Raw genomic sequence first — 20,105 nt, forward strand, 5'->3', positions numbered from 1 at the left:
GCGGGGTGCTCCCCCGCCCGTCGGCGGGTGTCAGACGCTGGTGCCGTCGTGCCGACCGAGGCCGCGCTGCGCCACGATCAGCTCGGTGTCCGTCCCCGCCTGCTGGGCGGGCTGTGCGGCCGCGGCCACGGCGGTGACCCGGGGCGAGCGGCGCAGACGCTTCTCCACGAGATTCGCCACGAACGACAGAACCAGGCACAACGTGATGTAGATCGCCCCGACGATGATCGTGGCCGGGATGATGGGCGACCCCACGCTGGGCTGAGCACCGATGTACTTCGCGTAGAACAACAGTTCCGGGTAGGTGATGATGAACCCGAGCGCCGTGTCCTTGAGCGTCACGACGAGCTGCGCGATGATCACCGGCATCATGGCCCGGATGGCCTGCGGGAGCAGGATGAGACGCATGACGCCGGCTTTGCGCAGGCCGATCGCGTACCCCGACTCGCTCTGGCCGCGCGGCAGCGACTCCACACCCGCGCGGATGACCTCGGCGAGGACCGAGCCGTTGTAGCAGATGAGCGCGATGACGACGGCCCAGTACGGCTCCATGCGAACACCGATGACCGGGAACCCGTAGTACAGCAGGAACATGAAGACGAGCACGGGGATCGCGCGGAAGACCTCGATGACCGCGGTGAAAGGCCACCGGACCCACGCGTGGTCGGACAGTCGGCCGATGGCGAGCACGAAGCCCAGGGCCAGCGCACCGACCGCCGCGGCCGCGAAGGCCGAGAGCGTCGCGACGGTCGCGTCGAGGATGCTCGCCCACACGTTGGTGTAGGTGAAGGCCGACCACTTCTGGGCGGTGAACTGGCCCGTGGCCGCGAGCCTCCACACGAGGAAGCCGATGATCGCGAGCACCACCAGGATGGTGATCACACCCAGGATGCGGTTGCGAGCGACCGCCTTGGGTCCGGGGACGTCGTACAGGACGCTGCTCATCGCGCCACCCTCCAGCGGTTCTCGAGCGATCGCTGCAGCCAGGACAGCAGCAGGACGAGGGCGACGAACACCACCATCACCCAGAGGATGACGATGAAGGCGTTCTCACCTCGCTCGCTCAGGTAGTTGCGGACCGAGCCGAGGTTGACGATCGAGAACCCCGCGGCGACGGTGGTGTTCTTCAGCAGGGCGATGAAGACGCTCATCATCGGAGGGATGACGGAGCGGAACGCCTGCGGCAGGACGACGAGCGACATGACCTGTCCGAAGCCGAGCCCGAGAGCGCGTGCGGCCTCGGCCTGGCCGACCGGCACCGTGTTCACACCGGAGCGGATGGCCTCTGCGACGTAGGTTGCGGTGTACACGCCGAGGGCGCAGATGCCGAGCGTCAGCGACACGTCGCCCGTCAGACGCAGTCCGAGCAGGGGCGGCAAGGCGAACACGAAGGCGAAGAAGACGAGCGTCAGCGGCGTGTTGCGGATGGCGCTGACGTAGAACGTCCCGACCGCGCGCGCGATCGGAACGGGCGAGACGCGCATCGCACCCACGATGATGCCGAGGACCAGCGCGAGCGCGCCGCCCGCGAAGAACAGCACGAGCGTGCCGAGCAGGGCCTCGCTCCACACGTCGAGGTTGTCGAAGATGACACCCATGCGTGCTCCTTGTCGTTGTCAGGTGCCGGGGGGCGGCTCGATGCGCCACCCCCCGGACAGGATCACTCGTCGGCGGTGGGCTGCTCGCCCTCGATGCTGGCCGGCGCGAGGTTCTTGTCGAACAGGGCGGTCCACACGTCGCCACCGTCGTTGAAGAGGGTGTTGATGTGGTCCTTCAGCACGGTGTCGCCCTTGGGCAGGCCGACGCCGTAGCGCTCCTCGCTGAAGGTCTCACCGGCGATCTTGAAGGTGTCGGGCTCCTGAGCCACGTAGCCCGCCAGGATGGCCTGGTCGGTGGTGACGGCGTCGACGGAGCCCGCGCGCAACTGCTCGAGGCACTGGGTGTAGGTGTCATACTCGACGGTGTCGCCGGGGCTGTACTCGTCGCGGATGCGCTGCAGCGGGGTCGAGCCGGTCACCGAGCAGACGATCTTCCCGGCGAGGTCGTCGGGACCGTTGATGGAGTCGTCGTCCGCGGCGACCAGCAGGCCCTGGCCCGTGATGAGGTACGGCCCGGCGAAGTCGATGGACTCCTTGCGCTTGTCGGTGATGGAGTACGTCCCGACGTAGTAGTCGATGTTGCCGTTGACGAGCTCCTGCTCGCGGTTGGCGGAAGGGATCGTCTTGTACTCGATCTGGTCGGCGTCGAAGCCGAGCGACGCGGCGATCCACTGAGAGATCTCCACGTCGAACCCGCCGCGCTCGTCGGTCAGGGGGTCCTTGAAGCCGAGGCCGGGCTGGTCCTCCTTGACGCCGACGACGACCTTGTCCGCGGCCACCATGCGGTCGTAGGTGGGGCTGCCGTCGAGCGAGACGTCGGAGGCGACCTCCCACAGCTGATCGCTGGAGCCCTCGGAGGCTCCGGGAGCGGCGCCGGGGGTGCCGCTGTTGCAGGCCGTCAGGCCCAGCAGGCCGGCGGCGACGATGCCGACGCCCGCGAGAAAACGAGTCTTGCGCATGTGATTCTCCTTGGTTACGTGTGCTGTGTGTGCTGTGCGGATATGGGTTCGGAAGCCCCGGCGACCGACCGAGCGGCGGCGGGGCGGAGCGGGAGCGGCGGCGGACCTCCTCGTTCGTCGCCGACGATGACTCAGTGCGTGATGAGCTTGGAGAGGAAGTCCTTCGCGCGGTCGGACCGCGGGCTGGTGAAGAACTGCTCCGGCGGCGCCTGCTCGACGATCTGACCGTCGGCCATGAAGACGACGCGGTTCGCCGCCTTGCGGGCGAAGCCCATCTCGTGCGTGACGACGATCATCGTCATTCCCTCGGCGGCCAGCCCGACCATGACGTCGAGGACCTCGTTGATCATCTCCGGGTCGAGGGCCGAGGTCGGCTCGTCAAACAGCATGACCTTCGGCTTCATCGCGAGGGCGCGGGCGATGGCGACGCGCTGCTGCTGACCGCCGGACAGCTGCGCGGGCAGCTTGTCGGCCTGGTGACCCACGCCGACCCGGTCCAGGAGCGCGCGCGCCTCCTTCTCGGCATCCGCCTTCTTCATCTTGCGGACCTTCATCGGTCCGAGCGTGACGTTCTCGAGGATCGTCAGGTGCGCGAAGAGGTTGAACGACTGGAACACCATGCCCACGTCGGCGCGCAGCGCGGCCAGGCCCTTCCCCTCCTTGGGAAGCTCCTTGCCGTCGATCGTGATGACGCCGCTGGTGATGGTCTCGAGGCGGTTGATCGTGCGGCACAGCGTCGACTTGCCGGAGCCGGACGGGCCGATGACGACGACGACCTCGCCGCGGTCGACCGTCAGGTCGATGTCCTTCAGAGCCTGGAACTGCCCGTAGTGCTTCTGCACATCGGAGATGACGACCAAGGGCTCGGAGCCCGTGGGGGGAACGGGTGTGGACATGCACTCACCCTACGAGAGGGGCACCGCCGCAACCACATCGGAACGCACGCCTTAACCGTTCCGTAACAGCCCGCCTCAGCCGGCGCGCTGCGCGAACGCGGTCTCGTAGAGGCAGACGCTGGCGGCCGTCGCGAGGTTCAGCGACTCCGCCCGCCCGTAGATCGGCAGGCGCAGCGCCTGGTCGGCGTGCGACAGCGCGGCCTCGTCCAGACCCCGCGCCTCGTTCCCGAACAGCCAGGCCGTCGGCTCCGCAAGACGGTCCCGGGATGCCACGAAGTCGTCGCCGTCGACATCGGCGGCGACCACGCGGAGACCGGCCTCGTGGATGCGCTCGACCACGTCGGCGAGCTCGAGGTCCACCGCGACGGGCACGTGGAACAGGGACCCGGTCGTGGAGCGGACGACCTTCGGGTTGTAGGGGTCGACGGTGCGGCCCGTGAGGATGACGGCGTCGGCCCCGGCCGCGTCGGCGGCGCGGATGATCGTCCCCAGGTTGCCGGGATCGCGTACCTCCTCGCAGATCGCGATGAGGCGCGGCTCCCCCGCGAGGATGTCCTTCAGGGCGGTGGGCGCCTGCCGGGCGACGGCCACGATCCCCTGCGGGGTGACGGTGTCGGCCATGGCATCCAGGACCGCCTCCGTCGTGAACTGCAGGTCGACGCCCGCCTCCTCGGCAGCCTCGCGGACGTCGGCGTGCTTCTCGAGCGCCGTCGGGGTGCCGTAGAGCTCGAGGACGGTGCCGGGCGCCCACGCGAGCGCCTCGCGCGCGGCCTGCGGGCCTTCGAGCAGGAACAGTCCGGTCTCTTGACGCGCCGCCCGCTTGCTCAGCTTCGCGACGGCGCGCACGCGCGGGGATCGGGGGTTCTCGAGCACGCGATCAGTGTAGGTCGGGCGCGGGCCGCGGCCCGGTCGCCGCGCTCGGGAACGCCGAACGGGCGCCCTCCGAAGAGGACGCCCGTTCGTGATGAGAACGCGTGTTACGCGGTCTTCGCAGCGTTGACGTCGCTGGGCAGCGCAGCCTTCGCGGTCGCGACGAGCGACGCGAACACGGCCGGCTCGTTGACGGCCAGCTCGGCGAGCATGCGACGGTCGACCTGGACACCCGCGAGGCCGAGGCCCTGGATGAAGCGGTTGTACGTCAGGCCGTTCTGGCGGCTCGCGGCGTTGATGCGCTGGATCCACAGACGACGGAAGTCGCCCTTGCGCTTGCGACGGTCGCGGTAGGCGTAGACGAGGGAGTGGGTGACCTGCTCCTTCGCCTTGCGGTACAGGCGCGAACGCTGACCCCGGTAACCGGAGGCGCGCTCGAGGATGACGCGACGCTTCTTGTGGGCGTTTACTGCCCGCTTGACTCTAGCCATTTCTCATTCTTCCTAACGTGCGTCGGCGCTCAGAGACCGAGGAGCTTCTTGGCGACCTTCGAGTCGCCCTTGGCCAGGACCTGCTCCTGGTTCAGGCGACGGGTGCGCTTGGAGGCCTTGCCCTCAAGGTTGTGCCGCATGCCAGCCTGCTGCTTCATGAGCTTGCCGCTACCGGTCAACTTGAAACGCTTCTTGGCGCCCGAGTGGGTCTTCTGCTTCGGCATGTCTCTTCCTTCGTTGTGTGTCCCGCCCGGGCGGGAGTCGTGGGGCCTTACTCGGCAGGGGCCGAGGAGGGCTCGTCCGGAGCGGCCGCATCTCCGCGGGACGCGCTGCGGGCCGCTTCGCGGTTCGCCGCGCGCTGCGCGTTCTGCTCGGTCTTCACTTCGGACTTGTTCTTGTGAGGGGCGACCACCATGACCATGTTGCGACCGTCGATCGTGGGGTTCGACTCCACGGTGCCGAGCTCGGCCACGTCCTCCGCGAACTTGCGCAGCAGACGCACACCCTGCTCGGGACGCGACTGCTCGCGACCGCGGAACAGGATCATGGCCTTCACCTTGTCGCCGGCCTGGAGGAAGCCCTCGGCACGCTTGAGCTTGGTGATGTAGTCGTGCGCCTCGATCTTCAGACGGAAACGGACCTCCTTGAGGACGGTGTTCGCCTGGTTACGACGCGCTTCCTTGGCCTTCTGAGCGGCCTCGTACTTGAACTTGCCGTAATCCATGATCTTGACCACGGGCGGCTTGGAGCTCGGAGCGACCTCGACCAGGTCGAGGTCCGCTTCCTGGGCCAGGCGCAGCGCAGCTTCGATTCGGACGATGCCGACCTGCTCGCCGTTGGGTCCGACGAGACGGACCTCCGGGACTCGGATGCGCTCGTTGGTGCGGGGATCGCTGATGCGGGACTCCTCTTGTCTTCGTTGATGGCCGCCGCGATCCATTCGGACCACGGGCGAAGAGAAGTCACACCACCCGGCACGGTGCTGTCAGCACCGGCTTCTGCACCCTGACGACCCCGTGCGAGACGGAGCGGAGTGCGGGAACCCGGTAACCTGGAGCGGCAAGCGCGGGTGGGATGAAATCCTCTTTCGTTCGGAGCAGAACACTCCGAAGCCCGCCACAGTCTAGCAGAGAGATACACGTGGACACGATCCCCTCCGACCCGCACGACCACGACGCCGCGAACGGCTCCGGTGAAGACGCCGAACGCCTGGCCCGCTGGGAGGAGCAGGAGCGCGTCTCCGCCTCCGCGACGCGCGACATCGCCGACGTGCCGGCGGTCGAGGTCATCACGACCACGGCGGTCCACCTTATGAGCGCCGCGGCGGTCAAGGTCGGCCTCGCCGACGACCCGCAGCACCAGACCGACCTCGATGAGGCCCGCAAGCTCATCAACGCCCTCGCCGGCCTGATCACCGCCGGAGCCGCCGAGATCAGCGACATGCACGCCCGGTCGCTGCGCGACGGCCTGCGCTCCCTGCAGCTCGCGTTCCGCGAGGCGTCCGTCATCCCCGACCCCATCGGCAAGGGGCCGGGCGAGAAGTGGACGGGCCCCGTCACCTGATCGAGGGTCGCCGCATGCCGCCGGGGCAGGCGGGGGCACGAGGACAGGACGATCCCACGGCCGACAGTATGTCTTCGGCTCGGAGCCTGTCTCGGTGACGGTGCGGGCGGGACGGATGCCATCGGCACCTCCCCCACGACGGTCGGGGTCAGGCGTCCTGACTGCGGTGGAGCTTGACGGTCAGCGAGTCGACGAGCACCGCGACGCGGTCGTCGCCGGCCCAGCGCCGCGCGAGGCGCGCGAGGACCGCGTCCAGCTCCTCCTGCTCCAGGCCCGACATGAGCTGCAGGTGCACGACGAGCTCGGGACCGCGCAGGCGGCCGGTCGGGTCACCGGGCTGCACGGCGAGGTCCAGTACCGCCAGCTCGCCGGAGATGCTCTCCTGCAGTCCGGTGAAGACCGCCGGCGAGGTGTGGGCCGACTCCCAGGCCTCCCCCTGGGCGATGGCCCAGACCGCCGGGCGGCGGAGGACGAACTCCGTCTCCGACGCGGGGTCGATGACGATCAGCTCGGTGTCCTCGTTCGCGGCGGCCAGCGCCGTGCGCCGACCGTCCGCCGGCACGGGGCGGGCCGCGGCGTCCCACCGCTGTAGCGCGTCGACCGATGTGAACACCGGCAGCACCTTGCGGCCGTCCGGGGCCGCGACCGTGACGATCGACAGCTCCTGCGTCTTGTCGACCTCCAGGCCGTGGGGGCCCACGCCGTGGTCGCCCTTCTCCGCAACGAGGGGGATCAACAGGCGCGCGTCACGGTAGGCGTCCACGACCGCGCGTGCCTCGCCGTCTCCGGTGTGGAACGCCAGCAGCGCGGACAGCAGCGCCGGGTCGGCCGAGCCGTCGTCCCCGGAATGCGGGTTGTGTTCGAACCGCCGCCCTTCCCAGGGCACGCCGGCGGAGTCCGCCCCGCGCCCGTGGCCGTGCGGTCCGTGGCCGTGCGGTCCGTCAGCCTCCGGCGACATCCAGAGCCTCTGCGAGCGTGAACTGGCCCGCGTAGAGCGCCTTGCCGACGATGGCGCCCTCGACGCCGAGGGGGACGAGCTCGCGCAGCGCGGCGATGTCGTCGAGGCTGGACACCCCGCCCGAGGCCACGACCGGCTTGGGCGTGCGCTGGGTCAGCTCGCGCAGCAGCTCGAGGTTGGGTCCGCGCAGCGTGCCGTCCTTGGTGACGTCGGTGACGACGTAGCGGCTGCATCCGGCGTCCTCGAGGCGGTCCAGGACCGTCCACAGGTCGCCGCCGTCGCGGGTCCACCCGCGCGCCGCGAGCGTCGTCCCGCGCACGTCGAGACCGACGGCGATGGCCTCGCCGTAGCGGTTGATGACGTCGGCGGCCCACTCGGGGTTCTCCAGGGCGGCGGTGCCGAGGTTGATCCGGCTCGCACCGCTCTCGAGGGCGGCCTCCAGGGACCGGTCGTCGCGGATGCCGCCGGAGAGCTCGACCTGCACGCCGCGCACGTTCTTGATGACCTTGCGCATGACCGCCGCGTTGCTGCCGCGGCCGAAGGCGGCATCCAGGTCCACCAGGTGGATCCAGGTCGCTCCCTGACGGGCGAAGTCGAGGGCCGCGTCGACGGGGTCGCCGTAGCTGGTCTCGGTGCCCGCTTCGCCCTGGGTCAGGCGGACGGCCTTGCCGTCGGCGACGTCGACCGCGGGAAGCAGCACAAGTTCGGGCGTGGACGCGAAATCGTTCATGGCTCCTCGTGCCCGGCGGCGCGTCTCGCCTGCCCTGGGCACGAGGTCACACAGTAGTCGTGCGCAGGCCGTCGATCCAATTCGCCAGCAGGCGGATGCCCGCCTCGCCGGACTTCTCCGGGTGGAACTGCGTCGCCGCCAGCGGCCCGTTCTCGACCGCCGCGAGGAACGGCGCGCCGTAGGTGCACCAGGTCAGCGTCGGCTCCGGGAAGGGCGGGGTCACCTCGAGGGACCAGTCCTGCGCCCCGTACGAGTGCACGAAGTAGAAGCGCTCCTTCTCGATGCCCTCGAACAGGCGCGAGCCCGCGCCCGCGTCGACGGTGTTCCAGCCCATGTGCGGCAGGACCGGCGCGGCCAGCTCGGCGACCGTTCCGGGCCATTCCCCTAGTCCCGCGGTGTCCGCGCCCCGCTCGACACCGCGTTCGAACATGACCTGCATGCCGACGCAGATGCCGAGCACGGGACGACCGCCCGCGAGGCGTCGGTCGATGATCTCGCCGCCCCGGCTGGCATCCAGGGCCCCCATCACGGCGCTGAAGGCGCCGACACCGGGGACGAGGAGACCGTCGGCGTCCATGAGCAGGGCACGGTCGCTGGTCAGGCGCGCGTCGGCGCCGGCCTCGATGAGCGCCTTGACCGCCGAGTGGACGTTGCCCGACCCGTAGTCGAAGACCGCGACGACCGGACGGCTCACAGGGCCCCCTTGGTGCTCGGGATGCCGTCGACGAGCGGATCCAGCGCCTTCGCCTGGCGGAAGGCGCGGGCGAGCGCCTTGTACTCGGCCTCCGCGATGTGGTGCGGGTCCCGGCCACCGAGAACGCGGACGTGCACCGTGAGACCGCCGTGGATCGAGATGGCCTCGAAGGAGTGGCGCACGAGCGAGCCGGTGAAGTGGCCGCCGATCAGGTGGTGCTCGAAGCCGGCGGGCTCACCGGTGTGGACGAGGTAGGGACGGCCGCTGATGTCGACGACCGCCTGCGCCAGCGCCTCGTCGAGGGGCACGAGCGCATCGCCGTAGCGGGCGATGCCGGACTTGTCGCCGAGCGCCTGACGGATCGCCTGGCCGAGCACGATGGAGACGTCCTCCACGGTGTGGTGGGCGTCGATGTGGGTGTCGCCGGTCGCACGGACCCGCAGGTCGGTCAGCGAGTGCTTCGCGAACGCGGTCAGCATGTGGTCGAAGAACGGCACGCTCGTGGAGATCTCGCTGTGGCCGCGGCCGTCCAGGTCGAGCTCGAGCTCGACGTGGGACTCGCTGGTCTCACGCGAGATCGAGGCGGAACGGGGCGAGGCGGGGCCGGTCATGCCCGCGATCCTACCGAGGCCAGCGCGTCCAGGAACGCGGTGGTCTCATCCGCCGTACCGGCGGTGACGCGCAGGTGGTGCGGGATGCCGACGTCGCGGATGAGCACACCGCGGTCGTACAGGCCCTTCCACGTCGCGGCCGGGTCGTCGACTCCGCCGAAGAGGACGAAGTTGGTCCACGACTCGTGCGCGACGTAGCCCAGGGCCGACACGGTCGCGGAGATCCGGTCGCGCTGCGCGACGATCTCATCGACCATCGACAGCATCGTCTCTGCGTGCGCGAGAGCGGCGGTGGCGGCCGCCTGCGTCAGAGCGGACAGGTGATAGGGCAGCCGGACGAGGCGGAGCGCGTCGACGACCGCCGGGTCCGCGGCGAGATAGCCCACGCGCGCCCCGGCGAAGGCGAACGCCTTGCTCATGGTGCGCGAGACGACCAGACGCGGGCGGTCCGGGAGGAGCGACACGGCGGACGGCTCGTCGCGCGGGGCGAACTCCTCGTACGCCTCGTCCACGATGACGATGCCGTCGGTCGCGGCGTACACCGCTTCGACGACGTCGAGACGCAGCGGCGTTCCCGTGGGGTTGTTCGGCGCGCAGAGGAAGACGATGTCGGGCCGCTCGCGGTCGACCTGCTCCGCCGCCGACTCCGCGGTGAGGGAGAAGTCGTGCTCGCGCGTCCCGGCGATCCAGGTGGCGCCGGTCGAGCGGGTGAGCAGCGGGTACATCGAGTAGGTCGGCGCGAACCCCATGGCCGTCCGCCCGGGACCGCCGAACGCCTGCAACAGGTGCTGGAGGACCTCGTTCGAGCCGTTCGCCGCCCAGATCTGCTCGCGGTCGAGGCCGTGCCCGAGGTAGTCCGCGAACGACTCGCGCAGCGCGGTGAACTCGCGGTCGGGGTAGCGGTTGACGTCGCGGAGCGCACGGGCGACGGCGTCGAGGATGTCGTCGGCCACCTCGGAGGGCACCGGATGCGTGTTCTCGTTGACGTTGAGGGCCACGGGAAGGGCGGCCTGGGGCGCTCCGTAGGGGGTCATGCCCCGGAGATCGTCGCGAAGGGGGAGGTCGTCGAGCCGAACAGTCACCTCACCCATCGTAGGCGGCGGCGCGGCCGTCAGCGTCGGCGCCCCGCTCAGCCCTGGACGGTGTACTCGGACGGGATCGCGATGCGCTGACCGGCCGACACGACGCCGTTCTCGAGCGCGTTCAGGCGGGTGATCTCCGCGACCACGTCGCGAGGATCGGCGCCCGGGGCCACGTCCTCGGCGATCGACCAGAGGGTCTCGCCGCTCATGACGGTGACCTCGGTGAACGAGCCCGCCGGTGCGCCGCTGTCGAGCGAGGCGAGTGCCGCTCCCCCGCCCAGCGCGGCCACCGTCAGCGCGATGAGCACCGGCAGCGCGGCCAGGAAGGCCACGACGCGGCGACCGCGGACGGTCAGGCGCAGGCGGGTGGTCGGTGCGGGGGCGGCGATGCTGGTCATGGTGTGCTCCTTGAGGGGGAGAGATTCGCACCCCGCCCTCGGCCGGGAGGACGGTGGTGCGAACCTGTATTCCGAATCTATCTTCGATACAGTTCGAGTGTCAACACCGGTTCGCTCGGAATCCAATCGAACGCGACACGCGCGCGGTCCACGGGATTCGCCTCTCTGAGCGGATACGGTTTCGACACGGAGACCTCACCACGAACCTCCGACATTCGAATTTCCGCCGCATGCCCCGTGCGGCGCGAGGGGAGCAGACGATGACCGACGCGACGACCGCGGGCGGGCGCGACAGGCCGCAGACCCGTCGGCGCAAGAACCTCAGCGACAAGCAGCTGGCGATCCTCGAGGTCATCCAGCGCTCGATCGCGCGGTACGGCTACCCGCCGAGCATGCGCGAGATCGGCGACGCCGTGGGGCTGAAGTCGCTGTCGAGCGTCACCCACCAGCTCAACCAGCTCGAGCTCAGCGGATACCTCCGCCGCGACCCGGGCAAGACCCGCGCGATGGAGGTGCTGATCGACCTCCCCGGCGCCGCCGCCGAGAACCCCGCCGACACCGCGCCCGCCCTCGGCGACGCCGCCCTCGTGCCGCTCGTCGGGCGCATCGCCGCCGGCGTGCCCATCACGGCCGACCAGCAGGTCGAGGAGATCTTCCCCCTCCCCCGCCAGCTTGTGGGCAAGGGCGAGCTGTTCATGCTCAAGGTGTCCGGCGACTCGATGATCGACGCCGCCATCTGCGACGGCGACTGGGTCGTCGTCCGCTCGCAGGCCACCGCCGAGAACGGCGAGATCGTCGCCGCCATGCTCGACGGCGAGGCCACGGTCAAGACGTTCCGCCGCCGCGACGGCCACACGTGGCTGCTCCCCCGCAACTCGGCGTTCGAGCCGATCCTCGGCGACGAGGCCGTGGTGCTCGGACGCGTGGTGGCGGTGCTGCGCGCGGTCTGACCGCGAGCCGACACGACAGAGGGCCGGATGCCGCCGGGAGGGGCGGCATCCGGCCCTTCGTCATGTCGCCGGGCGCGCAGAATCGGAGGACGGCCACGGAATCGGAACAGACGCGGCCCCCGGTCCGAATCCGGCGCCGTCATCCGACGGCGCGCCCTGCGCTTTTCGTAGGCTGGGCCGATGGACACGCTCCCCTACGGTTCCTGGCCCTCCCCCGTCACCGCCGAGGCGGTCTCGCGCGCGACGCCGCGCGTGGACGGCGCACGACTCGTCGGCGACGAGGTGTGGTGGGGCGAGTCGGTCCCCGCCGAGGGCGGCCGCGTGGCCGTCAAGCGCCGCCGGGCCGACGGCGTCGTCGACACGATCCTCCCCGCCCCCGCGAACGCACGGTCCTCGGTACACGAGTACGGCGGCGGCGCCTGGACCGCCTCCGACGACGGAGAGCTGTTCTACGTCGAGAAGACCGATCAGCGCGTGTACGGGCTCCGCCCCGGTGCGGAGGCGCGTCCGCTCACTCCGGCGTCCGACACGGACCGCCACGGCGGCCTCACATGGCAGCACGGCGCCCTGCTCGCGGTGCGCGAGCGGCACGGCGACGGGCGCGTGCCCGAGCGGGCGATCGTCCGCATCCCCACCGACGGCTCCGGCGCGGAGGACACCGACGCGGTCGCGACGCTGGCCGCGGGCAGCACCTTCCTCGCGCAGCCCGCCCTGTCGCCCGACGGCTCCCGTCTCGCGTGGATCGCGTGGGACCATCCCGACATGCCGTGGGATGCCACGCGCCTGCGCGTCGCGGACCTCTCGACGGGCGAGGTGCGCGACCTCGCCGGCGGCGAGCGTCGCGCTCCCCTGCAGCCGGTGTGGCTGGCCGACGACGAGCTGCTCTACGCCGACGACCCGGACGGGCGCTGGAACCTCGTCCGGCACCGTCTCGACGGCGAGCCGCAGCCGGTGGCGCCCGCGGACGCCGACACCGGCGGCGGACTCTGGGTGCTCGGCACGCGGTGGTTCGTTGCGACGGCCGACGGCCGCATCGTGGCCGTGCGCACGAACGGCGCCGACGACGTCGTCGAGATCGCCCCCAGCGGCATCCGTCCCCTCCCTCTGCCCGTGGTCGCGGGGGCCGCCGTCGAGCACGCCCGCGACGCCCGCGTGCTGGTGTCGGGGGCGGACGCGCACGGACGGTCCGGCCTGTGGCTGATCGACCTCGACGCCCCGGAGTCCGTCCTGCCGGTGGCCGGCGGCGACGCCGCCTGGGGGGACGAATGGATGCCGCCCGCCCGCGCCCTCGTCACCGAGGGGCCGCACGGCCCGGTGCACGCGTTCGCCTACGCGCCGACGAACCCGGGCGTCGTCGCCCCCGCCGACGAGCGCCCGCCCTACGTGGTCCTCGTCCACGGCGGCCCCACCTCGCACGTGGGACCCGCGCCGTCCGCGAAGACCGCCTTCTTCACCAGCCGCGGCATCGGCGTGCTCGACGTCAACTACGGCGGGTCCACCGGGTACGGCCGCGCCTACCGGGACCGCCTCAAGGGCCAGTGGGGCGTGGTCGACGTGGACGACGTCGCCGTCGCCGCATCGGCCCTGTCGGAGGCGGGACTGGCCGACCCCGGCCGCATCGCCATCGCGGGCGGCTCCGCGGGCGGGTGGACGGTGCTGGCCGCGGTGACCACCACCGACGTCTTCGCCGCCGGGATCTCGCGCTACGGCGTGGGTGACGCCCGCGCCCTCGCCGAGGACACGCACGACTTCGAGGCGCGCTACCTCGACGGGCTCATCGGTCCGCTGCCCGCCGCGGAGGACCTCTACCTCGAGCGCTCCCCGCTGAGCCACCCGGAGCGGTTCCGCGTCCCGCTGCTCATCCTGCAGGGGTCCGAGGACCGGGTCGTCCCGCCGTCGCAGGCGGAGGCCATCCGGGACGCCCTCGTCGCCCACGGCGTGCCGCACGCGTACGTGCTCTACGAGGGCGAGGGGCACGGGTTCCGCCGCGCGGAGACCGTGGTCGACTCGCTGCAGCGCGAGCTCGCCTTCCTCGGCGCCGTCTTCGGCTTCGCGACGCCCGGCGTGCCGGCTCTCGACCTCGACTGATCCCGGATGCCACGGACCCCCGCCGATGCATGATCGACGGGGGTCTGTGGTCTCGGGTCAGGCCGCGAAGGGCTCCAGCTCCGCCGCGAGGCGGGCGCCCACGTGGGCGTGGAGGAAGGTGCCCTGCTCGCGGTGCTCCTGCGCCACGATGAGGCCGGTCTCGTGCACCGCGGAGACGAGGTCGCCGCGGTCGTAGGGCACGACCGCCTGCACCTCGACCGCGGGGAGCGGCAGGGCCTCCTCGACGGCCGCGCGCAGCTCGTCGATGCCCTCGCCGGTGCGGGACGACACGAACAGCGCCTGCGGCGCGAGTCCGCGCAGCACGAGCCGGTCGTCGGGGGCGAGCAGGTCGGCCTTGTTGAACACGACGATCTCGTGGCCGAAGTCCGCGTCCACGTCGCCCATCACGTCGCGCACCGTCGACAGCTGCGCCGCCGGGTCCGGGTGCGATGCGTCCACCACGTGCAGGATGACGTCGGCGCCGCCGACCTCCTCCAGCGTGGAGCGGAACGCCTCGACGAGCTGGTGCGGCAGATTGCGCACGAACCCGACGGTGTCGGTCAGCGTGTACACGCGCCCGTCGCTCGTCTCGGAGCGCCGAACGGTGGCATCCAGGGTCGCGAACAAGGCGTTCTCGACGAGCACGCCCGCACTGGTGAGCCGGTTCAGCAGACTCGACTTGCCGGCGTTGGTGTACCCGGCGATCGCGACGGACGGGATCGTGTGGCGCTTGCGCTCGGCCCGCTTGGCCTCGCGGGCCGGGGCGAAGTCGCGCAGCTGCTTGCGCAGCTGCGCCATGCGCGTGCGGATGCGACGACGGTCCAGCTCGATCTTCGTCTCACCGGGTCCGCGCGAGCCCATGCCCGCACCGCCCGCGCCGACCTGTCCACCGGCCTGACGCGACATCGAGTCACCCCATCCGCGCAGTCGCGGGAGGAGGTACTCGAGCTGGGCGAGCTCGACCTGCGCCTTGCCCTCGCGGCTCTTCGCGTGCTGGCTGAAGATGTCGAGGATCACCGTGGTGCGGTCGATGACCTTCACCTTGACGACATCCTCCAGCGCGCGGCGCTGGCTGGGCGCGAGCTCGGTGTCGGCGATGACGGTGTCGGCGCCGACGGCCGCGACGATGTCGCGCAGCTCCTGGGCCTTGCCGCGGCCGACGTACGTCGCCGGATCGGGGTGCGGACGGCGCTGGAGGACGCCGTCGAGCACCCGCGCACCGGCCGTCTCGGCCAGGGCGGACAGCTCGCGCAGCGAGTTCTCGGCATCCGTCTGCTCCCCCTGCGGGTGGACGCCGACGAGCACGACGTTCTCCAGGCGAAGCTGGCGGTACTCGACCTCGGTGACGTCCTCGAGCTCCGTGGACAGACCCGGGACGCGGCGCAGCGCAGCGCGCTCCTCGCGATCCCACTGGTCGCCGTCGGTCTCGCCGCCGTACGCGGTGGTGGCATCCTGGAGCGCCTGGGCAGCACCGAAGACCCGGACCCCGCGATGCGCATCGGCGCGCGAGAGCACGCGGTCCACCGGGTCCACCGGCGACGCGTCCGTGCTCAGGGGTGTGGTCTGATCGGTCATGTGTTCCTTTCGTCCGCGGGCGTCCCGCGGCATGTTGGCACTTTAGCTCCCCCGGCGTCCGGGGTCGCCGTCGGCTACGCTTTCGGCATGGGGAGCGACCACTACTTCAGCGCGTCGCCGTCGAGTCCCGAACAGCTCCGCCGTCTGCGCGTCGCCCTCGCCGGGCGCGACCTCGAGGTCACCACCGCCGGCGGCGTCTTCAGTCCGGATCGTCTGGATGCCGGGACGTCGGTGCTGCTGGCGAACACACCTCCCCCGCCCGCCGGTGGAGACCTGCTCGACCTGGGATGCGGGTGGGGTCCGATCTCACTGACGCTGGCGATGGACGCACCGCACGCCACCGTCTGGGCCGTCGACGTCAATGAGAGGGCGCTGGACCTCGTGAGGCGCAACGCGGAGCGTCACGGCCTCCAGAACATCAACGCCGTCCGGCCCGAGGATGTTCCCGACGACGTCGTCTTCCGCACGATCCGATCCAACCCGCCGATCCGCGTGGGCAAGAACGAGCTGCACGGCATGCTCGAGCACTGGATCCCCCGGCTCGCGGAGCGCTCCGACGGCTGGTTCGTCGTCCAGCGGAACCTCGGGTCGGACTCGCTGCAGCGATGGCTCGCGACGACGTTCCCCGACGGCTTCGGCGTCACGCGGGCCGCGACCGGCCGCGGCTACCGCGTCCTGCGGGTACGCCGCCACGGCTCGCCGCCGAGCGGGCCGATCGACGTCGTGTCCTGAGCCTCAGGCGAGGGCGACCTCGCCGGTGAAGACGAGGGATGCCGGACCGGAGAGGTAGACGCGACCCTCCGACACGCGCACGCCGAGCGTGCCGCCGGGGGTGTCGACGATCCAGGAGTCCGGAGCGGCCGAGCCCGCCCAGTGTCGGACGGCCAGCGCCGCGGCGGCGACGCCGGTGCCGCAGCTGAGGGTCTCGCCGACGCCGCGCTCGAACACCCGCAGGCTGATCGCGCCGACGCCCTCGCGGACGAGGGGGTCGGCCGGGACGACGAACTCGACGTTCGCGCCATGGCGGGGAGCCGGGTCGAGGACCGGCTGGAAGGTGAGGTCGAGGCCGTCGAGCTCCGCCTCGGACGACAGTGCGACGACGACGTGCGGGTTGCCGACGTCCACGCCCACGCCGGGACGGGCGACGGGGAGTCCCTTCGCACGGACGAGGGTCTCCTCGGCCTCGATCGCGAACGGTCCCAGGTCGACCTCGTAGCCGCGCTCGCTCCGGGTGAGCGTCTTGATGCCGGCGCGGGTGCCGATGCGGAGGCCGCCGTCCAGCGAGGCGAGTCCGGTGTCGCTGAGGTAGCGGGCGAAGACGCGGGTGCCGTTGCCGCACATCTCGGCCGCGGAGCCGTCGGCGTTGCGGTAGTCCATGAACCATTCGGCGCCGGCCGCGGCGGCATCCGCCCCCTCCGCGATCGCCGCGGAGCGCACCACGCGGAGCAGGCCGTCCCCGCCGATGCCGAAGTGGCGGTCGCAGAGGGCCGCGACCTGGCCGTCGGCGAGGTCGAGCTCGCCGTCCGGGTCCGCGATCACCACGAAGTCGTTGCCCGTGCCGTGGCCCTTGGTGAACGCGAGAGTCGCCATGCCCTCCAGTCTAGGCAGGACCGCCGAGGGCGCTCACGCGAGGGCGGGCGGTCCGCCGGGACCGTCGACGATGAGCCGACGGCCCGTCGCCCAGATCTCGAACGGCTCGTACCCGAGCGCGTCGTAGAAGCCGCGGGCGCCGGCGTTGTCGGGGCGCACCATGAGCTGCACCTTGGGGCAGCCCATCGCCTCGAGCAGCCGCTCCGCCTCCGCGACGAGGCGGCGACCGATGCCCTGCCCGCGGTGCGACTCCGCGGCGGCCAGGTAGTACAGCCATCCGCGGTGCCCGTCGTACCCGGCCATGACGCTGCCGACGACGGCATCGCGATCGACGGCGACGAGGAACAGCTCCGGCTGCACGGAGAGCTTCCGTCGGATGTCGGCGCGGGGGTCGTTCCAGGGCCGGGTCAGCCCCGCCTCCTCCCACAGCGCCACCACGGCGTCCTCGTCGGCGGCCGCGAAGGCCCGGATCTCGACGGTCATCGCGTCTCTCCCTCCGCGGATGCCAGGTCGGCGGCATCCACTCTCCGCGCATCGACCCAGCGGGCCCCGGCATACCGCCGGAACCACGACACCTGACGGCGCGCGTACCGCCGGGTGAGCGCCTGCGTCTCGGCCACGGCCTCGTCGCGCGTGAGGTCGCCGCGCAGCTGACCGAGGGCCTGCGCGTACCCGATGGCCCGGCTGGCCGTCACGCCCCGCTCGAGCCCCTGGGCGCGCAGCTGCGCGACCTCCTCGAGGAGGCCGTCCGCCCACATCCGCTCGACCCTCGCGTCGAGCAGCGGGACGAGCTCCTCGCGGTCGATCGCGGTCGCCACGATGGTCGTCTCCGGATGCCAGAACGACGGCGCCGCGGGAAGCGCACCGCCGTGCGTCTCGCCGCCCTGCGCCAGGACTTCGAGCGCGCGGACGACGCGGCGGCCGTTGCGGGGGTCGATGCGTTCCGCGGCGGCCGGGTCGGCCGCACGGAGCCGTGCGAAGAGAAGGCCCGCGCCGTGCTGCTCGAGCTCGGCCTCGAGCTCGGCGCGCAGCCTCTCGTCGCGAGGCGGGAAACGGAAGTCCCACAGCACGCTGGACACGTACAGTCCCGAGCCGCCGACGAGGATCGCGTCGGCGCCGCGGCTGTGGATCCCGGCGATCGTCGAGCGCGCCTCGTCCTGGTACCAGGCGACGGCGGCCTCGTCGGTCACGTCGAGCGCGTCGAAGAGGTGGTGCGGGATGCCGCGCCGTCCGGCATCCGGGATCTTCGCGGTCCCGATGTCCATTCCGCGGTAGAGCTGCATCGCGTCGGCGTTCACGACCTCGGCCGCGCGGCCCCGCTCCGCCAGCGCCTCGGCCAGGTCGAGGGAGAGACCGGTCTTGCCGGTCCCCGTGGCACCGACGACGGCCCAGAGGCGCGGGGCGCTGGTCCGTTCCGTGGCCGCGGCCGCGACCACCGTCAGACGCCGACGCGCAGCGTGGGCAGGCCGAGGGAGACCGCGCGCGGCGCCCCCGCCTCTCCCGCCGGTGCCGGGACACCGCAGGACTCCGCCTGCGAGCGGTCCCAGGCGTCACCCGCGCGCGTCCGACGGATGCGCAGCGGCGCACCGTCCGGGGCGTCGGCGAGGAGGTGGAAGGGAGCGGCGTGCGTGACCGTGACCGACACGACGTCGCCGGGACGCGGCAGCGGCGAGCCCGCCGGGACCTCGAAGTGCACGAGACGGTTGTCCTCCGCGCGCCCGGTCAGCCGGTGCGTCTCGGCATCCTTCTTGCCCTCGCCCGTGGAGACGAGCACCTCGAGGGACCGGCCGAGCTGTCTCTGGTTCTCCTCGGCGGAGATACGGTCCTGCAGGGCCACCAGACGCTCGAAGCGCTCCTGGACCACGGCCTTCGGCACCTGGTCGGGCATGGTGGCCGCCGGGGTGCCCTCGCGGATGGAGTACTGGAACGTGAAGGCGCTCGAGAATCGGGACGCCTCGACGACGCGCAGCGTCTCCTCGAAGTCGGCGTCGGTCTCGCCCGGGAACCCGACGATGATGTCGGTCGTGATGGCGGCGTTCGGGATGCGCTCGCGCACCCGGTCCAGGATGCCGAGGAACCGGTCGCTGCGGTACGACCGTCGCATGGCCTTGAGGATGCGGTCGGACCCCGACTGCAACGGCATGTGCAGCTGCGGCATGACCGCGGGGGTCTCGGCCATGGCGGCGATGACGTCGTCGGTGAAGGCCGCGGGGTGCGGGCTCGTGAAGCGGATCCGCTCGAGACCCGGGATCTCCCCCGCCGCGCGGAGCAGCTTGCCGAAGGCGAGGCGGTCGCCGAACTCCACGCCGTAGGAGTTGACGTTCTGCCCGAGCAGGGTGACCTCGATCGCCCCGTCCTCGACGAGGAGGCGGATCTCGTTCAGGATGTCGCCGGGGCGGCGGTCCTTCTCCTTGCCACGGAGGCTCGGCACGATGCAGAAGGTGCAGGTGTTGTTGCAGCCGACCGAGATCGACACCCACCCGCTGTGGACGGAGTCGCGCTTCGTCGGCAGCGTGGAGGGGAAGACCTCGAGCGACTCGAGGATCTCCAGCTCGGCCTCGCCGTTGTGCCGCGCCCGCTCCAGCATGCCGGGCAGCGAGCCCATGTTGTGGGTGCCGAACACGACGTCGACCCAGGGCGCCTTCTGCTGGACGGCGTCCTTGTCCATCTGGGCGAGGCAGCCGCCGACGGCGATCTGCATGCCTTCGTGCTTGTCCTTGCGGGACTTCAGGTGCCCCAGCGTCCCGTACAGCTTGCCGGCGGCGTTGTCGCGCACCGCGCAGGTGTTGATGACCACGACGTCGGCCTCGACGCCGGCGTCGGCGCGGACGTACCCGGCGCTCTCGAGCGAGCCGGAGAGGCGCTCCGAGTCGTGGACGTTCATCTGGCAGCCGAACGTGCGCACCTCGTAGGTGCGCGATCGACCGTCGGCGGCCTGGGCGGCGAGGGACGGCGCGATCAGCGTCGGGGTGGAAAGAGGGGTCGTCATGATGCGAGCCATTCTAGGCGCCGCCGTCCGCGACGACCCCGGCGGAGCCCCCAGGTGTGGACG

The 20,105-nt window shown here is 71.4% G+C and carries 23 protein-coding genes; 4 read left to right on the plus strand and 19 right to left on the minus strand.

All coding sequences use genetic code 11. The annotated features are described in order from the left end of the window. Positions 1 to 30: 30 nt before the first annotated feature. From ACO03V_RS10205 to infC, 8 genes are all read right to left on the minus strand, one after another. On the minus strand, positions 31 to 945 hold the full coding sequence (locus ACO03V_RS10205; protein WP_423137517.1) for an amino acid ABC transporter permease: 915 nt from the start codon (positions 943 to 945) through the stop codon (positions 31 to 33). Further along, positions 942 to 1,598, minus strand: a complete 657-nt coding sequence (locus tag ACO03V_RS10210) for an amino acid ABC transporter permease (protein ID WP_423137518.1) — start codon at positions 1,596 to 1,598, stop codon at positions 942 to 944. Before ACO03V_RS10210 ends, ACO03V_RS10205 begins: the two co-directional genes overlap by 4 nt. 62 nt (positions 1,599 to 1,660) lie before the next feature. Then, entirely contained in the window at positions 1,661 to 2,557 is an 897-nt protein-coding gene (locus ACO03V_RS10215; RefSeq protein ID WP_423137519.1) for a glutamate ABC transporter substrate-binding protein, read from the minus strand. 131 nt (positions 2,558 to 2,688) lie between these two features. After that, complete coding sequence (locus ACO03V_RS10220) at positions 2,689 to 3,453, minus strand: amino acid ABC transporter ATP-binding protein (protein WP_414685847.1); 765 nt, start codon at positions 3,451 to 3,453, stop codon at positions 2,689 to 2,691. Positions 3,454 to 3,528: 75 nt separating this feature from the next. Further along, the gene (locus tag ACO03V_RS10225; RefSeq protein WP_387055928.1) at positions 3,529 to 4,326 is read right to left on the minus strand and encodes a TrmH family RNA methyltransferase; all 798 of its coding nucleotides are present in this window, start codon (positions 4,324 to 4,326) and stop codon (positions 3,529 to 3,531) included. Positions 4,327 to 4,430: 104 nt separating this feature from the next. Continuing rightward, positions 4,431 to 4,814, minus strand: coding sequence for a 50S ribosomal protein L20 (gene rplT / locus ACO03V_RS10230; protein ID WP_063257942.1), 384 nt, complete (start codon positions 4,812 to 4,814; stop codon positions 4,431 to 4,433). Between the two features lie 29 nt (positions 4,815 to 4,843). Then, entirely contained in the window at positions 4,844 to 5,038 is a 195-nt protein-coding gene (gene rpmI / locus ACO03V_RS10235) for a 50S ribosomal protein L35 (protein ID WP_013583375.1), read from the minus strand. Positions 5,039 to 5,085: 47 nt separating this feature from the next. Further along, positions 5,086 to 5,754, minus strand: a complete 669-nt coding sequence (infC, locus tag ACO03V_RS10240; RefSeq protein ID WP_367730980.1) for a translation initiation factor IF-3 — start codon at positions 5,752 to 5,754, stop codon at positions 5,086 to 5,088. 200 nt (positions 5,755 to 5,954) lie between these two features. On the opposite strand from infC, the gene ACO03V_RS10245 reads away from it, so the two are divergent. Further along, entirely contained in the window at positions 5,955 to 6,377 is a 423-nt protein-coding gene (locus ACO03V_RS10245; protein ID WP_387055929.1) for a DUF1844 domain-containing protein, read from the plus strand. Positions 6,378 to 6,525: 148 nt separating this feature from the next. On the opposite strand, the gene ACO03V_RS10250 is transcribed toward ACO03V_RS10245, so the two are convergent. Genes ACO03V_RS10250 through ACO03V_RS10275 form a run of 6 tightly spaced genes read right to left on the minus strand, consistent with a single transcriptional unit; the run spans position 6,526 to position 10,850 of the window. Then, positions 6,526 to 7,335 (minus strand): SseB family protein, encoded by an 810-nt coding sequence (locus ACO03V_RS10250; RefSeq protein WP_423137520.1) that lies wholly within the window; start codon positions 7,333 to 7,335, stop codon positions 6,526 to 6,528. After that, positions 7,319 to 8,065 (minus strand): bifunctional 1-(5-phosphoribosyl)-5-((5-phosphoribosylamino)methylideneamino)imidazole-4-carboxamide isomerase/phosphoribosylanthranilate isomerase PriA, encoded by a 747-nt coding sequence (priA, locus tag ACO03V_RS10255; protein ID WP_367730652.1) that lies wholly within the window; start codon positions 8,063 to 8,065, stop codon positions 7,319 to 7,321. The genes ACO03V_RS10250 and priA overlap by 17 nt, the downstream gene beginning before the upstream one ends. Before the next feature lie 46 nt (positions 8,066 to 8,111). Then, on the minus strand, positions 8,112 to 8,759 hold the full coding sequence (hisH, locus tag ACO03V_RS10260) for an imidazole glycerol phosphate synthase subunit HisH (RefSeq protein ID WP_367730646.1): 648 nt from the start codon (positions 8,757 to 8,759) through the stop codon (positions 8,112 to 8,114). Then, positions 8,756 to 9,370 (minus strand): imidazoleglycerol-phosphate dehydratase HisB, encoded by a 615-nt coding sequence (gene hisB / locus ACO03V_RS10265; protein ID WP_423137521.1) that lies wholly within the window; start codon positions 9,368 to 9,370, stop codon positions 8,756 to 8,758. Before hisB ends, hisH begins: the two co-directional genes overlap by 4 nt. Beyond that, complete coding sequence (locus ACO03V_RS10270; RefSeq protein WP_423137522.1) at positions 9,367 to 10,461, minus strand: histidinol-phosphate transaminase; 1,095 nt, start codon at positions 10,459 to 10,461, stop codon at positions 9,367 to 9,369. The genes hisB and ACO03V_RS10270 overlap by 4 nt, the downstream gene beginning before the upstream one ends. Positions 10,462 to 10,499: 38 nt before the next feature. Further along, on the minus strand, positions 10,500 to 10,850 hold the full coding sequence (locus ACO03V_RS10275) for a LysM peptidoglycan-binding domain-containing protein (RefSeq protein WP_387055935.1): 351 nt from the start codon (positions 10,848 to 10,850) through the stop codon (positions 10,500 to 10,502). Positions 10,851 to 11,110: 260 nt separating this feature from the next. Here ACO03V_RS10275 and lexA point away from each other — a divergent pair, with 260 nt between their 5' ends. Together lexA and ACO03V_RS10285 are read left to right on the plus strand one after the other, a co-directional pair. Then, entirely contained in the window at positions 11,111 to 11,800 is a 690-nt protein-coding gene (gene lexA, locus ACO03V_RS10280; protein ID WP_367730638.1) for a transcriptional repressor LexA, read from the plus strand. A gap of 180 nt (positions 11,801 to 11,980) precedes the next feature. Then, positions 11,981 to 13,888 carry a prolyl oligopeptidase family serine peptidase gene (locus ACO03V_RS10285; protein WP_423137523.1) on the plus strand — a complete coding sequence of 636 codons (1,908 nt, stop codon included), beginning with the start codon at positions 11,981 to 11,983 and terminating at the stop codon, positions 13,886 to 13,888. Positions 13,889 to 13,945: 57 nt separating this feature from the next. Here the strand turns inward: ACO03V_RS10285 and hflX are convergent, their stop codons facing one another. Continuing rightward, entirely contained in the window at positions 13,946 to 15,463 is a 1,518-nt protein-coding gene (hflX, locus tag ACO03V_RS10290) for a GTPase HflX (RefSeq protein WP_387055937.1), read from the minus strand. Positions 15,464 to 15,550: 87 nt separating this feature from the next. Here hflX and ACO03V_RS10295 point away from each other — a divergent pair, with 87 nt between their 5' ends. After that, positions 15,551 to 16,195, plus strand: coding sequence for a class I SAM-dependent methyltransferase (locus tag ACO03V_RS10295; protein ID WP_423137524.1), 645 nt, complete (start codon positions 15,551 to 15,553; stop codon positions 16,193 to 16,195). A gap of 3 nt (positions 16,196 to 16,198) precedes the next feature. Here the strand turns inward: ACO03V_RS10295 and dapF are convergent, their stop codons facing one another. From dapF to miaB, 4 genes are read right to left on the minus strand one after another with little or no spacing between them, the layout of a single operon-like run. Next, entirely contained in the window at positions 16,199 to 17,053 is an 855-nt protein-coding gene (gene dapF, locus ACO03V_RS10300) for a diaminopimelate epimerase (protein WP_423137525.1), read from the minus strand. A gap of 33 nt (positions 17,054 to 17,086) precedes the next feature. Further along, a complete protein-coding gene (locus tag ACO03V_RS10305) occupies positions 17,087 to 17,536 on the minus strand; it encodes a GNAT family acetyltransferase (RefSeq protein WP_423137526.1) in 450 nt (149 codons plus the stop codon). Continuing rightward, the gene (gene miaA / locus ACO03V_RS10310; RefSeq protein ID WP_423137738.1) at positions 17,533 to 18,495 is read right to left on the minus strand and encodes a tRNA (adenosine(37)-N6)-dimethylallyltransferase MiaA; all 963 of its coding nucleotides are present in this window, start codon (positions 18,493 to 18,495) and stop codon (positions 17,533 to 17,535) included. Before miaA ends, ACO03V_RS10305 begins: the two co-directional genes overlap by 4 nt. Further along, the gene (miaB, locus tag ACO03V_RS10315; protein ID WP_367730626.1) at positions 18,492 to 20,042 is read right to left on the minus strand and encodes a tRNA (N6-isopentenyl adenosine(37)-C2)-methylthiotransferase MiaB; all 1,551 of its coding nucleotides are present in this window, start codon (positions 20,040 to 20,042) and stop codon (positions 18,492 to 18,494) included. Before miaB ends, miaA begins: the two co-directional genes overlap by 4 nt. Positions 20,043 to 20,105: the final 63 nt, after the last annotated feature.

This window comes from Microbacterium sp. HMH0099 (assembly GCF_049384025.1).
Lineage (GTDB): Bacteria > Actinomycetota > Actinomycetes > Actinomycetales > Microbacteriaceae > Microbacterium.

What these genes read in the sequence shown, in the direction of transcription:
- miaB (WP_367730626.1), bottom strand. Translation starts at nt 20,042, where the DNA reads ATGACGACCCCTCTTTCCACCCCGACGCTGATCGCGCCGTCCCTCGCC.
- dapF (WP_423137525.1), bottom strand. Translation starts at nt 17,053, where the DNA reads ATGGCGACTCTCGCGTTCACCAAGGGCCACGGCACGGGCAACGACTTC.
- hflX (WP_387055937.1), bottom strand. Translation starts at nt 15,463, where the DNA reads ATGACCGATCAGACCACACCCCTGAGCACGGACGCGTCGCCGGTGGAC.
- hisB (WP_423137521.1), bottom strand. Translation starts at nt 9,370, where the DNA reads ATGACCGGCCCCGCCTCGCCCCGTTCCGCCTCGATCTCGCGTGAGACC.
- ACO03V_RS10295 (WP_423137524.1), top strand. Translation starts at nt 15,551, where the DNA reads ATGGGGAGCGACCACTACTTCAGCGCGTCGCCGTCGAGTCCCGAACAG.
- rplT (WP_063257942.1), bottom strand. Translation starts at nt 4,814, where the DNA reads ATGGCTAGAGTCAAGCGGGCAGTAAACGCCCACAAGAAGCGTCGCGTC.
- ACO03V_RS10275 (WP_387055935.1), bottom strand. Translation starts at nt 10,850, where the DNA reads ATGACCAGCATCGCCGCCCCCGCACCGACCACCCGCCTGCGCCTGACC.
- ACO03V_RS10250 (WP_423137520.1), bottom strand. Translation starts at nt 7,335, where the DNA reads ATGTCGCCGGAGGCTGACGGACCGCACGGCCACGGACCGCACGGCCAC.
- ACO03V_RS10305 (WP_423137526.1), bottom strand. Translation starts at nt 17,536, where the DNA reads ATGACCGTCGAGATCCGGGCCTTCGCGGCCGCCGACGAGGACGCCGTG.
- priA (WP_367730652.1), bottom strand. Translation starts at nt 8,065, where the DNA reads ATGAACGATTTCGCGTCCACGCCCGAACTTGTGCTGCTTCCCGCGGTC.
- lexA (WP_367730638.1), top strand. Translation starts at nt 11,111, where the DNA reads ATGACCGACGCGACGACCGCGGGCGGGCGCGACAGGCCGCAGACCCGT.
- rpmI (WP_013583375.1), bottom strand. Translation starts at nt 5,038, where the DNA reads ATGCCGAAGCAGAAGACCCACTCGGGCGCCAAGAAGCGTTTCAAGTTG.
- ACO03V_RS10210 (WP_423137518.1), bottom strand. Translation starts at nt 1,598, where the DNA reads ATGGGTGTCATCTTCGACAACCTCGACGTGTGGAGCGAGGCCCTGCTC.
- ACO03V_RS10220 (WP_414685847.1), bottom strand. Translation starts at nt 3,453, where the DNA reads ATGTCCACACCCGTTCCCCCCACGGGCTCCGAGCCCTTGGTCGTCATC.
- infC (WP_367730980.1), bottom strand. Translation starts at nt 5,754, where the DNA reads ATGGATCGCGGCGGCCATCAACGAAGACAAGAGGAGTCCCGCATCAGC.
- ACO03V_RS10215 (WP_423137519.1), bottom strand. Translation starts at nt 2,557, where the DNA reads ATGCGCAAGACTCGTTTTCTCGCGGGCGTCGGCATCGTCGCCGCCGGC.
- ACO03V_RS10285 (WP_423137523.1), top strand. Translation starts at nt 11,981, where the DNA reads ATGGACACGCTCCCCTACGGTTCCTGGCCCTCCCCCGTCACCGCCGAG.
- ACO03V_RS10205 (WP_423137517.1), bottom strand. Translation starts at nt 945, where the DNA reads ATGAGCAGCGTCCTGTACGACGTCCCCGGACCCAAGGCGGTCGCTCGC.
- ACO03V_RS10270 (WP_423137522.1), bottom strand. Translation starts at nt 10,461, where the DNA reads ATGGGTGAGGTGACTGTTCGGCTCGACGACCTCCCCCTTCGCGACGAT.